This is a genomic window from Synechococcus sp. A15-127 (assembly GCF_014280215.1).
GTDB lineage: Bacteria > Cyanobacteriota > Cyanobacteriia > PCC-6307 > Cyanobiaceae > Parasynechococcus.
The window spans coordinates 595,182-607,207 of the sequence record NZ_CP047948.1 but is presented as its reverse complement, the minus strand read 5'-3'; the positions used below and the strand labels follow the sequence as shown (position 1 = coordinate 607,207).

Genomic DNA, 12,026 nt, shown 5'->3' with positions numbered 1-12,026 from the left:
CAGGCCCGCCATGCCCGAGATGGGTGCCTTTCTGCTCGCCACTCAGGCCATGGCCGCTCCGGGCGATCTGCTGAATCTGTCGTTGAACGCCACTGCCGTTCTCCCGGAAGGGGCGGTTCTGCTGGCGATGATCGCCACATTGCTGGTCGATCTGGCCGGAGAGAAGGCCGCGGCCCGGTGGGTGCCCCCGATCTGTTATGCCGGCCTTGGAACGGCCCTGCTGCTGCTCGCTTTCCAGTGGAACGCTCCGGTTGAGAGCTCGTTCCTCGGTTCCTTCCTGGCGGACAACCTCGCCGTGGCCTTCCGGGCCGTGATCGCTCTCTCGACACTCCTGTCTCTGTTGATCAGCTGGCGTTACGCCGAGCAGAGCGGCACGCCAGTCGGAGAATATGCCGCGATTCTGCTGGCGGCCACGCTCGGAGCGATGCTGCTCTGCGGAGCCACTGATCTCGTCAGCGTTTTCGTTTCTCTTGAAACGCTGTCCGTCGCCAGCTATCTGCTGGCCGGATACATGAAACGGGATGCCCGCAGTTCGGAAGCGGCTCTCAAATATCTCCTGGTCGGTTCCGCTGCTGCAGCCGTCTTCCTTTACGGCGCCTCGCTTCTCTACGGCCTGAGCGGCAGCACCAGCCTGGAGGCCATCGGCATTGCTCTCCAGACCAGCGCGACCCCGCTGGCCGCACTGGCTCTCGTGTTCGTCCTGGCGACCGTGGCCTTCAAGATCGCTGCGGTTCCCTTCCATCAATGGACACCCGACGTGTATGAGGGATCGCCGACTCCGGTGGTGGCCTTTCTGTCGGTGGGATCGAAAGCCGCTGGCTTCGCCCTCGCCCTGAGAATCCTGGTGGGCTGCTTCGGAGCCTTCGACGGTCAGTGGAAGCTTCTGTTCACGGTGCTGGCGGTGCTGAGCATGACCCTGGGCAATGTCGTCGCCCTGGCTCAGACCTCGATGAAACGGATGCTGGCTTACAGCTCCATCGGCCAAGCCGGCTTCGTCATGATCGGCATGGTCTGCGGCACTGAGGACGGATTCGCAGCGATGGTCCTCTACATGGCGGCCTATCTGTTTATGAATCTGGGCGCTTTCGCCTGCATCATCCTGTTCTCGATCCGAACAGGCAGCGACCGGATCTCCGACTACGCCGGGCTTTACCAGAAAGATCCTCTGATCACCCTTGGGTTGAGCCTCTGTCTCCTCTCCCTGGGAGGCATCCCCCCGATGCTGGGTTTCTTCGGAAAGATTTATCTGTTCTTCGCAGGATGGGCCGATCACCAGTACCTGCTGGTGGTAGTCGGCCTGGTCACGTCCGTGGTGTCGATCTACTACTACATCTCGGTGATCAAGATGATGGTGGTAAAAGAGCCTCAGGAAGCCTCCGAGGCAGTGCAGGCCTACCCGGATGTGCGCTGGTCCCTGCTCGGGATGAAACCGTTGAGGACCGCTCTGATCGGCTGTGTCGTGGTCACTGCCGTCGGCGGAATTCTCTCCAACCCCCTCTTCCAGTGGGCGAACGCGGCCGTCAGCGGTACCCCGATGCTTCAGAACGCCATTGCCCTCGCCGGTCAGAAGGGTCTTGGCTGAGTTGTCACCGGTCGCCGAACTGATCGACGTCAGCAAGGTGTATGGATCCGATGACCTGACCGTTCGAGCCCTTGATCAGCTCGATCTCACCGTCCATCGCGGGGACTATCTCGCCGTGATGGGAGCCAGCGGCTCCGGTAAGAGCACCGCCATGAACATCCTGGGCTGCCTGGATCGTCCCACCAGCGGCAGTTACCGGCTGAACGGCCAGGCGGTGGAGCAACTCGATGACGATGCACTGGCGGATGTGCGCAACCGCTCCCTCGGATTCGTGTTCCAGCAGTTCCATCTGCTGCCTCAGGCCACCGCCATGGACAACGTGATGCTGCCGATGATTTACGCCGGAGTGCCGGCGGAGGAACGTCGCGAGAGGGCCAAGGAAGCACTCGAGCGGGTCGGCCTCGCTCAACGCTTGCAAAATCGACCGAATCAACTGTCGGGTGGGCAGCAACAGCGGGTCGCCATCGCCCGGGCGATCATCAATCGTCCGGCCCTGCTGCTGGCCGATGAACCGACCGGAGCCCTGGACTCCCAGACCACAGCCGAGGTGCTGGATCTTTTCGACGAGCTGCACCGTCAGGGAATCACGCTCGTGATGGTGACCCATGAAGATGACGTGGCGGCACGTGCCCAGCAGGTGGCCCGTTTCCAGGACGGCAGGGTGCTGAGTTCCTCTTCAGCGCTCTAAGGATCACAATGAATCGATAAGGGGCCGGAATCGAGCTGTTGGCACGACAACTAAGCATTGCTGTGGTGGAGGACAACCCTCATATCCGCCAACTGCTGCAGGACGAGATTCACGATGAAGGTCATCGGATGATCGGATTCAGCAATGCCGAAGACTTCCTGGCGGCCTATGGAGATGAGCCCATCGATCTGATCCTGCTTGATCTAATGCTTCCGGGCATGGATGGCCTCAGCTGTCTGCAACGGCTCAGGATCAATCCGTCCAAGGACGGCTGTCCACGGGTGGTGATCGTGACAGCCCTGGATGACGCGGAGAAACGCAGGATCGCTCTGGACAACGGAGCGGAGGAGTACATCCTCAAGCCCGATCTGTTTCTCCGGCTGCCGGACCTGCTGCAGGCCGGAACGACCATGACGGAGGAAGCAGGACGTCATCCATGAGCATGCCTAAGGTGGCCGCAAGTTTTGGGGACTCCATGGCGCACGAGTCGGTCACCCGCCTGCGTGTCTTGGTGGTTGACGACGAAAAGCGACTGACCGATCTGCTGCGACTCGAGCTCGATGTGGAGGGCTATGACGTCGACGTGGAACAGGATGGCGCCGGGGGGTTGATCCGCAGCCGCACCGATCCCACCCCGGATCTGATCATTCTCGATTGGAATCTTCCCGATTTCAGTGGAATCGACATCTGTCAGCGCATCCGCGCCGGGGGAGTCACAATCCCGATCCTGATGCTCACGGGCCACGATGAAATCACGGATCGGGTGAAGGCCCTTGATGCAGGCGTCGACGATCACCTGATCAAACCGTTCTCCATTGACGAACTGATGGCCCGGCTGCGGGCCATGCACCGACGGGCGGAAACCTTCTCCGGTGCCAGCGGCAGTCCCGAGAACGCTGAAACCCTCCAGGTCTCCGACCTCACCTTGAACACGCGCACCCGGGATGTGTCCCGAGGCGATCGGGCGATTCACCTCTCGGTCAAGGAATACGACCTGCTGAATTTCCTGATGCGCGGAGCCGGGTCCGTTCTGGAACGGCAGGAGATCATGCGTGGCGTCTGGGGCGAGAACTTCTTCGGCGACGACAACCTCCTGGATGTCTACATCCGCTACCTGCGCCAGAAGGTCGAACAGCCTGATGCACCGACGCTGATCCACACGGTGCGCGGAGTCGGCTTCATCCTGCGGGACGAGACGACCTGAGAGCGGAGCCGGGCCGCTCCAGGGTCTTCAGAACTTGAGCCATCAACGTCGAAACGGCGTCTTCGTTGCGGGGAGCTTCCGGCTCCAGGGAGGGCCGGAGGCCATCCAACTGAGTCGGATCCACGGCGATCCAACCGCTCCCGGACGGTTGTCGCAACTCGAAGTGGAGATGGGGACCGGTGCTCAGACCGGTGCTGCCGACACGACCGATCACCTCCCCCTGTCGCACACGCTGACCGGGAAGGACATAGATCTCAGACAAATGGCCGTACAAGGTCCGGCGACGGGGATTGGAATGCTCCAGTTCCACTGCAATGCCGTATCCGCCGGCCAGGCCGCTGCTGAGCACTGAGCCGCTCAATGCTGCCACTACCGGTGCCCCCTCCGGTGCCGCGAAATCACGACCGGCATGCATGCGCCAGATGCCCAGCACGGGGTGCAGACGCCAGCCGAAACCACTGCTGGAGAAGGCCTGACCCAGCACCGGAAACAGGAGACTGCGATCGCCATTGCCCTGGGCTGCCGAGGGGCGAGGGGTCACAGCGAAAACCGATTCGAGGCGGAACGAGGCCTTGGAGCCGGCGTTCAGCGACGTGACGGGGACGGTGAGCGGAGTCGAGCTCGGGGGCTGCGAGCGACCCGTCCTTGACGCTGTCTCATCATTGGCCGCCTCGCGTCCGTTGATCCGAACGCGCACCGTTCTCCGGCGGGATCGGGATGGCTGCAGCAAGCCTGATGTGCACTCCTTCCTGGAGAGGGCACCTTCGCGGCAGGCGGCATCCAGCTTCGGCGCCGCAACCGGGGGAAGATCCGCAGGAACCGTGAGCGTCTCGGTCTCAAGGCTGTCCCGCTCCTCTCTGGTGATCACCCGATTCCGCTCGAGCTGTTCCAGATCCTGCGGTGGAGTCAGGGGTAGCGCGCTGATCACATCCGGGCTCTCCGGCAGAGCGATCAACCAGGCGAGTGCGAACCAGCGCAGCACCAATCGTTACAGGTCACCACAACACAACTTAAGAAAGTGATCCCGGACCACTGGACCATCGGGTCCAGTCCCTGGTCTGTGCGCCGCGTCGCAGGCGCAACGCCCCGTTGGGGGCCAGACCGGAGATGGACCAGATCAGGCCATCATCCGGATCGCGCACCCGATCACTCCAGAGCCTCCGTTCAGCCTCCGGCACACACCAGCGCAGATCAACGGAGTCCTCCATGCACCGGTCCAGGACCTGCAGCAACTCGGCGCACCAGAGACATGGTGAGCCCCCGGCAGGTCCCAACACCTGACGCAGCGCCACTGCGTGGGAGGGGATCCGGTTCTCCACATTCAGACCGACACCGATGCGCACGAGGCGAAGAGTCGAGCCGCGCTGAACCAGACGCGGAAGCAGACCCGCGAGCTTGCGGCCATTGACCAGAAGATCATTGGGCCACTTGATCGCCACCTCCAGTCCGCGCCGCTCCAGACGCTCTGCCAGGCCCGTCGCGACGGCGAGCCCGATCAGCATCGCGCTGGCGGGTGGCCTGCCCTGCCAGGGCAACGCAGCACTGATCCAGAGCCCACCCCGAGGGGACATCCATGGGCGTCCCCACTGACCTGTGGCCCTGATCTGACGACCAGCGATCACGGCCCGGGGGTGGTCCAGCTGAGGCGCGTCCCGCAGCCAGCGCTCCAGCAGCGGCTCGGTGCTGCTGCAGACCGGTACCCAGCGAAGATGCCATGGCCGGGCATCGGCAGCGGCACTGCGCCGGTAGAGGGCCAGGGCTCCTCCACATCCCCGGGAGGGTTCAGGCCAGGGCGGCAAGGGCTTCCGCAAGGCGATCGACGGCCAACTGGAGCTCCTCGACGGGCCTGACCAGAGCCATGCGCAGCCAGCCGCTTCCCTGGGATCCGAAACCGGATCCAGGCGTCAGGGCCACGCCACTGCGACGAAGCAGGTCCGAGGCGACCTGTTCGTCACACCAGCCGCGCTCCACTGCCCTTGAGGGCAGTGGCATCCAGAGGTACATGCCCATCTCAGGACAGGGAACACCCCATTTCCGTTCGGCCAGGGCAGCCAGAACCCCGTCTCGTCGGGAGCGGTAGGTGGTGCGCAAACGCTGCGGCCAGTCGGCACATTGCGTCAACGCTGTGATGCCGCCCCGCTGGAGCGCGAGGGACTGATTGAAATCCACCACCGCCTTCACCTGACCCAGGGCCTCGATCAGGGGGGGGGCACCGACCGCGAAAGCGAGGCGGAAGCCCCCGAGCCCCCAGCCTTTGGAGAGCGAGAAGAATTCGATCCCCCAGGAACGCCAGCCAGGACTGCACAGCAGGCTTGGTGCCTCCCCCTCCAGTGCCAGATCGACGTAGGGATTGTCATGGGCGATCACCAGCTGGTGCCGCACCCCCTTCGCCATCACCTGATCGAGAAGATCCTGATCTCCAACCCGGGCGGTCGGATTGTGGGGGTAACCGAGAACGAACAGCCGCAGGCGATCCCAGGCACTGCCGGGGAGGGACTCCAGATCGGGACGCCAATCATCGGCCTCGCGGAGGGGGAGGGCTTGAATATCGGCATCGGCCAGGATCAGGCCTCCCCGGTGGGAGGGGTAGCAGGGATCCAGCAGCAGAGCTGCATCTCCGGGATCCAGCACGGCAAGAGGCAGGTGCGCCGTTCCCTCCTGGGAACCGATGAGCAGCTGAACCTCACAATCCGGATCAACGGTCACGCCGAAACGGCGGTGGCACCACGCGGCGACGGCTGAGCGAAACGGCGCTGTTCCGGCTTGCAGGCAGTAAGCCGAACTTGAAGGCGACGGCAGAGCAGCCGCCATGGCCTCCAGCACCGGTTGTGGAGGGGGCAGATCCGAGGATCCCAGCGAGAGGTCGATCAGTGGAAGCGCCTCACCCCTCTCCGCGAGCGCGCGATGAACCAGCTTCTGCCGATCACAGCGGGCAAAGGTGCCGTTACCAAGGGCCGCGAGGCGCCTAGAGGTTGGCATCCAGGAAAGCCTGAAGCTGTGGCTTGGCGATGGCCCCTTCGTGTCGGGCGATGACCTGACCGTCGCGGAACAGCATGAGCGTGGGAATTCCCTGCACCTGATAGGAGTCGCGGATTCCGGGATTGCCATCCACCTCAAGCTTGCCCACGGTCAGACGGTCGCTGTAGGTCTCGGCAGCCCAGTCCATCAATGGCGCCATCAGCCGGCAGGGTCCGCACCAGGGAGCCCAGAAGTCAACCAGCACCGTGCCACTGACGCTGAGAACGTCAGCCTCGAAAGCTGCATCAGTGAAATCGGCGACTGCAGAGGACACGGCGTAGGGCAGGAGAGATCTGAATCCTATGCAGGTTCCGGGACCGGAGGAACGCCGGATCAGAGCTTGTCGATGGAGCGCTTGAGCTCCTCGAGATCAGCGTCGACCTGCTCCACCTTGACCGGCTGAACAGCGGGCTGGCTCTCGGCCGCAGGCAGGGCAACCGCTTCGGGGCCGCCTTTCAGCTGCTGGCGCAGTGCAGCCAGTTCGTCATCGACATCATCCCCGCTTTCCAGAGCAGCGAACTGACTCTCCAGATCGGCCCCGGCGAGCTCGGCCGCTGCCTGACCTGTCGCCTCCATCTGCTCGACCTTGTCCTCCATCCGCTCGAATGCCGCCATAGCGGAGTTGGTGCCGAGATTGCCCACGGCGCTCTGCAGCTGCTGCTGAGCCTTCGCCGCCTCGGCCCGGGCCTTGAGCATGTCCTTCTTCGTCTTGGCCTGAGCGATCTTTCCCTCCAGCGCCACCAGGCTCTTCTTCAGGGTCTCCACCTGTCCGTCCTGTGCCTGGATCTGGGCATTGAGGGATGTGGCGGTCTCCTGAAAGGTCTTGCGACGGCTCAGAGCCTCACGGGCCAGGTCCTCCTCACCTTTCTTCAGTGCCAGCTCGGCACGTTCGTACCAGGTTTTCGACTGCGTCTCGGCCTGTTCAGCCTGGTTGCGCAGCCGCTTCTGGCTGGCGATCGCCATGGCCACCGCCTGGCGCAGCTTCACCAGGTCCGACTGCATGTCGGCGACGGATTGATCGAGGATCTTGGCTGGATCCTCCAGGCCGCTGACGGCGGCGTTGGCGTTGGCGCGCACCAGTCGGCTCAGCCGGTCGAAGAAGCCCATGGAGGTATCCAGATCCGGGCTGAGGTTAGCCAGATCCGGCAGAAACCCTCCTAATGTCAGTCAATGGCCGTGGCTCCTGACTCTCAACGCCGTCGACTGAGAGGGCTCGAGCTGCTGCAGGCGCCCCAGCCGACTCCGGCAGCCCCTCTCCAGGACTGCCTTGAGGATCTCAAACGCGACTGGCATCGCGAGGGCAGCCTGGCGGCGCTCTGGCAGGACTGGCCCCGCATCGCCGGAGCTCATCTGGCCCCTCACTGCCAGCCCCTCAGTCTTCAACGCGGCATCCTCACCATCGGTGCCAGCCATCCCCAGTGGCGTCAGGCCCTGCAGTACAGCCGTTCTCAGCTTCTGGCCTCCCTGCGCGCCGCTGGCCACACCATCCAAGACCTGCGCATCCAACAGCACCATCCGGCGAAGACGCGCGATCGCGACAGCGAGGCCAGCATCTGGGCCCGCCATCCCAGTCGGGCCGACGTTCACGGCATGGGGAGCTGCCCGCGCTGCGGCCGACCGGCTCCCAAGGGGGAGATCTCACTCTGGGGATGTTGTGGCTTCTGCCACCGGGAACGGCTGACCCTTTAAACGATCAGAACCGCTCGGGCCTCGGATCGCGCCAGTCGGCATCGACCCCCTCCTGCATCAGGGCAGCAGCCCGCTGATACAGGCGGCTCCGATCGAGACGCCAGACCTCATAGATGCCGTAGCTGCCGAGCAGCTGCGGATTCAGACCGCGCCAGTGCTCCTGACGCGCGGTGCCACGGTCGATCACCAAAAGCAGGGTGTCGGAAGCCTGCGGTGAACCCAGAGGATGTCCCTGCCAACCGCGCCGGCGCTCATGGCTGAGTCGATCGGCCAGGTTCACCAGGGCCCCATCCGAGCGTCCCTCAAACAGGATCACCCGTCCGGTGTAGAAGTGCAGTGACGGCTTCATTGCGCCCACCATCGCCAGCGGTTCACGCTCTTTACGGGACTGGCTCATCCGTGCGGCGGCCTGCCGCACGGGCTGCTGACGCAGCTGATCCGCCAGCTCAGCGGTCGGAACGAGAGCGGTCAGGTGGAACAGCACCAGGGCCCCCTGCATCCCGAGCAGAGCCACCAGGGCGTCGCGTCGATGCAACAGCACTCCGATCAGGCCGGCAGCCGTGAACCAGCCCGCAGCCCTCAGCACGAAACCGCTGGCCAGCAGGTCGGAAGCCAGGGTGGGCATCTCCGGATCGCTGATCAGGGGAACCCAGATCGGTGAACTCCAAAAGCCGGCGGCGAGCAGCAGAGCCAGAGCAGCCGTGCTCAGCCAGGCCGCCCGAACGGGCCAGCCCGGCCGGGCGGCGATCAAGGCGATCAGGAGTGCAGCCGCCGGGGTGGCAGGCAACCAGTAACTGGGAAGCTTTGTGGCCGCTGTGGTGAACAGCAGAAGCACGGCCAGGAGCCAGGCGCTGCTGAACTGCTGAAGAGAATCCGGCGGCTCGGGGCGACCGCGCAGCCCCTGAGCCAGACCAACCAGCAGCAGAGGTGTGAAGGGAAGAGCCGCCACCAGCATCACCGGACCGAAGAACCACCAGGGCTGCAGATGGTCATTCACCACCGAGGTGAAGCGCTGGAGGTTGTGGTAGCCGAAGAAGCTGTCCCAGAACGGCTGGCCTTCCACCAGCAGTTCGGCGGCATACCAGGGCAGGCTGACGGAGGCTGTGATCAGCAGTCCCTGCAGGGGACGCAAGCGCTGCCAGGGTGTCACCGGATCTCGCCGCAGCGCCGCGAAGATCAACAGAGTCAGACCGGTGAGGACCACGGCCACGGGACCCTTGGCGAGAACCGCCAGGCCGAGAACCACCCAGGCGGGCCACCAGCGAACCGACTCGGGGCAGGCGAAACGGCGCCACTGCAGAAGCAGGCTGAGGCCCAGCAGGGCACAGAGCAGAGCATCACTCACCGCCGTGCGGGTCCACACGAGCACCAGCGGTGAGAGGGCGAAGGCGAGAGCTGCGGCAACGGCCGTCCTCCCAGGACGGCTGGTGCCTGGCTGAGGCCAGCGCAGCAGGGTGTCGGACAGGCCGAGCATCATCGCCACGGTCGCCAGAGCGGAGGGCAGACGGGCTGCCCAGCTGCCGAGCGGATCCCACGTTTCACGGCCCGGCAGGGCGTTGAAGCCCCCCATGAGCCAGTACACAAGCGGTGGTTTGTCGTACCGCGGCAAGCCGTTGACACGGGGAGTCAGCCAGTCGCCGGTGTCAGCCATCGCCCGACCGGCCGCCGCAAAGAGAGGCGGCGTCTCATCCATCAGCCCCGTGCTGCCGAGTCGCCAAAAGGCGATCAGAACAGCCAGGACCATGACCAGCCCCAGCACCCGTCTTCGCTGTCCGTCCGACACCACCACCAACGCCGGCCCCTCAGTGCTGCGCGCTGATGCTGGCATCCTCCACGAGCCCATCCCTGATCCAGCGCTCCACGCGACCGCTGAACACCGCCCGGGTGGCGTTGTCCTCCACCCAGGAGCGGCAGCAGCGACGATCGATCTGCCCCACCCGATCGAGAGCCTCCACAAGGGCCTGGCGATCGTCAGGAGGCACCAGCCAGCCGGTCTCCCCGGAACGGATCAGCTCCCCTGGCCCGCCCCGGTCGTAGGCGACCACCGGGACCCCGCAGGCCAGGGCCTCAACCACGACATTGCCGTAGGCCTCATTCCACTTCGGCGTGTTGATCAGTGCCCGGCAACGCCCCAGATCCCTCTGCAGCTCATGCGTCGGCAGAAACCCTCTCCAGTCGATGGTGCCGGCCGGGACGCCGGCCTCCACGGCCTCTGCATAGGACGGATCCTCTCTCAGGCCCCACACCAACAGGCGCTCTCCAAGTGCAGCAGCCGCAGCCGCAGCATCTTCCAGCCCCTTCTCCGGAGCGATGCGGCCGGCCCATCCGAGGGGGCCGTCCGTCGCGAGCCGCAGCTCATAGCGACCCAGGTCAAAGCCATTTCCCACCACGCGCGCTGGTGACGGCAGCTGGAAATCAGCGGCCTGCCGGCGGGTGTGAAAGGCCAGACGCCGCTGGTCCCACCGCGCCAGAGACTCGATCGCGTCGCGCATCACAGCCGCGACATCCCCCATGCTGATCAGATGAAACAGGGGGACGGAGACCCAGGGCGTGGTCCACAGAGGCAGCCAGTCGTAGCCGAAGTTGAGAACGGCATCGGCGGCAGGGGCGCGTTTGAGGGCTTCAGCCAGCATCGACGCCAGCAGGCCGCTTCTCGGGATCACCACAGGGGCATCCTCCGCGGCGTGCTGCCAGCTGGGCTGATCCGCGCCCGGCAGCGTGACCAGATCAACCGCTTCGCATCCAGCCGGCAGGCAGGAACCGTCAGCGGCGATCAGGGTCAGACGATGCCCCCGCTCGGCCAGCCCCTGCATCAGAGAGGTGAGGGTGAGTTCCACCCCGCCGCCGCGGCCGCTGCCAAGGGCGCCGATCGGGGTGCTCAGCAGCACCAGATCCAGTGGAAGCTCGCTCATGCCGCTTGAGACTCCGCAGGCTCCCAGAGGCGTCTTCGCTGACTGACGCAGAGCACGGACAACAGCACCAGAAACACCCCGAACCATTGCAGCGGAGCCAGTCGCTCGCCCAGGAACCAGCCACCGGTGGCCAGGGCGAACACCGGTGTGAGAAATCCAAGACTGCTGAAACCGGTGAGATCCCGCCGGCTGGCGAACCAGAAGAACAGGCCGTAGGCCAGGGCACTGCCCAGGAGGCTGGCGAAGGCCATGCGTGTCCAGTCGAAACCGCTCCAGGCAGGGGGCGCTAACCCACGGTCAAGACAGGAAAGAAGCAGAAGCGGGAGGCTGCCCAGAAGCATGTGCCAGCCGGTGGTGACCACCGGATCACTGTGACGCGAAGCGAAGCGGATCAGCACAGTGCCAAACGCCATCGCCAGAGCGGCCAGCAGCATCCAGGCCTCTCCGGCCTGCAGCAGGTCCTGCATCGCGGGCCGCTCCGCCAGCAGCCACCAGTGACGCAACAGGTCAGCAGGCACCCCCAGACAGAGAACGCCGGCCAGGCCGAGGCCCAGCCCCAGCCAGCCCACAGGATTGATCGACTCGGCGAACAGAGCCCTGGCGAGCAGCGCGACCATCAGAGGCTGAGAGTCGATCAGCACCGAGCCGAGACCCGCTCCGGTCTGCTCCAGACCGCGAACCAGCACGGCCTGAAACAGGCAGGCATCCACCAGGGTGAAGAGGCCGAACCAGCCCAGGTCCCTCGCATCGATGCGCAGGGAGCGCCCCGAGATACGCACCCACAGGAGCACCGCGATTCCGGCAGGCAGCAGGCGGAGACTGGCCACGAGCCAGGGGCCGCCCGTCGGGATCAGCGGGGCCATCGCCGTCATCGCCGTGCCCCATAACGCGAATGGAAGCACCATCAGCAGCCAGCGGGCGGAGGTTGGCATC

The 12,026-nt window shown here is 64.9% G+C and carries 13 protein-coding genes; 5 read left to right on the top strand and 8 right to left on the bottom strand.

Annotated elements, in window-relative coordinates; all coding sequences use genetic code 11:
• Window positions 1–10: 10 nt before the first annotated feature.
• The 4 genes from SynA15127_RS03045 to SynA15127_RS03030 are packed head-to-tail and all read left to right on the top strand — an operon-like array spanning window position 11 to window position 3,474.
• Window positions 11–1,582: an NAD(P)H-quinone oxidoreductase subunit N gene (locus tag SynA15127_RS03045; protein WP_186484955.1), complete on the top strand. Its 1,572-nt coding sequence runs from the start codon at window positions 11–13 to the stop codon at window positions 1,580–1,582.
• Window positions 1,575–2,270: an ABC transporter ATP-binding protein gene (locus tag SynA15127_RS03040; RefSeq protein ID WP_186484954.1), complete on the top strand. Its 696-nt coding sequence runs from the start codon at window positions 1,575–1,577 to the stop codon at window positions 2,268–2,270. The genes SynA15127_RS03045 and SynA15127_RS03040 overlap by 8 nt, the downstream gene beginning before the upstream one ends.
• A gap of 38 nt (window positions 2,271–2,308) precedes the next feature.
• Entirely contained in the window at window positions 2,309–2,710 is a 402-nt protein-coding gene (locus SynA15127_RS03035; RefSeq protein WP_255475553.1) for a PleD family two-component system response regulator, read from the top strand.
• A 35-nt stretch (window positions 2,711–2,745) separates the two neighbouring features.
• Entirely contained in the window at window positions 2,746–3,474 is a 729-nt protein-coding gene (locus tag SynA15127_RS03030; protein WP_186484953.1) for a response regulator transcription factor, read from the top strand.
• On the opposite strand, the gene SynA15127_RS03025 is transcribed toward SynA15127_RS03030, so the two are convergent.
• The 5 genes from SynA15127_RS03025 to SynA15127_RS03005 are packed head-to-tail and all read right to left on the bottom strand — an operon-like array spanning window position 3,449 to window position 7,599.
• Window positions 3,449–4,459 (bottom strand): M23 family metallopeptidase, encoded by a 1,011-nt coding sequence (locus tag SynA15127_RS03025; protein WP_186484952.1) that lies wholly within the window; start codon window positions 4,457–4,459, stop codon window positions 3,449–3,451. The genes SynA15127_RS03030 and SynA15127_RS03025 overlap by 26 nt on opposite strands.
• A gap of 25 nt (window positions 4,460–4,484) precedes the next feature.
• Complete coding sequence (locus SynA15127_RS03020) at window positions 4,485–5,273, bottom strand: biotin--[acetyl-CoA-carboxylase] ligase (RefSeq protein WP_255475552.1); 789 nt, start codon at window positions 5,271–5,273, stop codon at window positions 4,485–4,487.
• On the bottom strand, window positions 5,257–6,453 hold the full coding sequence (locus tag SynA15127_RS03015) for an aminotransferase class I/II-fold pyridoxal phosphate-dependent enzyme (RefSeq protein WP_186484951.1): 1,197 nt from the start codon (window positions 6,451–6,453) through the stop codon (window positions 5,257–5,259). The genes SynA15127_RS03020 and SynA15127_RS03015 overlap by 17 nt, the downstream gene beginning before the upstream one ends.
• On the bottom strand, window positions 6,440–6,766 hold the full coding sequence (gene trxA / locus SynA15127_RS03010) for a thioredoxin (RefSeq protein WP_186484950.1): 327 nt from the start codon (window positions 6,764–6,766) through the stop codon (window positions 6,440–6,442). The genes SynA15127_RS03015 and trxA overlap by 14 nt, the downstream gene beginning before the upstream one ends.
• A 59-nt stretch (window positions 6,767–6,825) precedes the next feature.
• Window positions 6,826–7,599, bottom strand: a complete 774-nt coding sequence (locus SynA15127_RS03005) for a PspA/IM30 family protein (protein ID WP_186484949.1) — start codon at window positions 7,597–7,599, stop codon at window positions 6,826–6,828.
• 63 nt (window positions 7,600–7,662) lie between these two features.
• Here SynA15127_RS03005 and SynA15127_RS03000 point away from each other — a divergent pair, with 63 nt between their 5' ends.
• Complete coding sequence (locus SynA15127_RS03000; RefSeq protein WP_186484948.1) at window positions 7,663–8,181, top strand: DUF721 domain-containing protein; 519 nt, start codon at window positions 7,663–7,665, stop codon at window positions 8,179–8,181.
• 4 nt (window positions 8,182–8,185) lie between these two features.
• On the opposite strand, the gene SynA15127_RS02995 is transcribed toward SynA15127_RS03000, so the two are convergent.
• From SynA15127_RS02995 to SynA15127_RS02985, 3 genes are read right to left on the bottom strand one after another with little or no spacing between them, the layout of a single operon-like run.
• Window positions 8,186–10,009 carry a glycosyltransferase family 39 protein gene (locus tag SynA15127_RS02995; RefSeq protein ID WP_186484947.1) on the bottom strand — a complete coding sequence of 608 codons (1,824 nt, stop codon included), beginning with the start codon at window positions 10,007–10,009 and terminating at the stop codon, window positions 8,186–8,188.
• A complete protein-coding gene (locus tag SynA15127_RS02990; protein WP_186484946.1) occupies window positions 9,984–11,093 on the bottom strand; it encodes a glycosyltransferase in 1,110 nt (369 codons plus the stop codon). The genes SynA15127_RS02995 and SynA15127_RS02990 overlap by 26 nt, the downstream gene beginning before the upstream one ends.
• Complete coding sequence (locus tag SynA15127_RS02985) at window positions 11,090–12,025, bottom strand: DMT family transporter (RefSeq protein ID WP_186484945.1); 936 nt, start codon at window positions 12,023–12,025, stop codon at window positions 11,090–11,092. Before SynA15127_RS02985 ends, SynA15127_RS02990 begins: the two co-directional genes overlap by 4 nt.
• Between the last annotated feature and the right edge of the window lies 1 nt (window position 12,026).

Bases quoted from the DNA above. Each gene is read 5' to 3' on its own strand.
- SynA15127_RS03030 (WP_186484953.1), top strand. From the start codon at position 2,746: ATGGCGCACGAGTCGGTCACCCGCCTGCGTGTCTTGGTGGTTGACGAC.
- SynA15127_RS03045 (WP_186484955.1), top strand. From the start codon at position 11: ATGCCCGAGATGGGTGCCTTTCTGCTCGCCACTCAGGCCATGGCCGCT.
- SynA15127_RS03015 (WP_186484951.1), bottom strand. From the start codon at position 6,453: ATGCCAACCTCTAGGCGCCTCGCGGCCCTTGGTAACGGCACCTTTGCC.
- SynA15127_RS02995 (WP_186484947.1), bottom strand. From the start codon at position 10,009: ATGCCAGCATCAGCGCGCAGCACTGAGGGGCCGGCGTTGGTGGTGGTG.
- SynA15127_RS03005 (WP_186484949.1), bottom strand. From the start codon at position 7,599: ATGGGCTTCTTCGACCGGCTGAGCCGACTGGTGCGCGCCAACGCCAAC.
- SynA15127_RS02990 (WP_186484946.1), bottom strand. From the start codon at position 11,093: ATGAGCGAGCTTCCACTGGATCTGGTGCTGCTGAGCACCCCGATCGGC.
- SynA15127_RS02985 (WP_186484945.1), bottom strand. From the start codon at position 12,025: ATGCCAACCTCCGCCCGCTGGCTGCTGATGGTGCTTCCATTCGCGTTA.
- SynA15127_RS03000 (WP_186484948.1), top strand. From the start codon at position 7,663: ATGGCCGTGGCTCCTGACTCTCAACGCCGTCGACTGAGAGGGCTCGAG.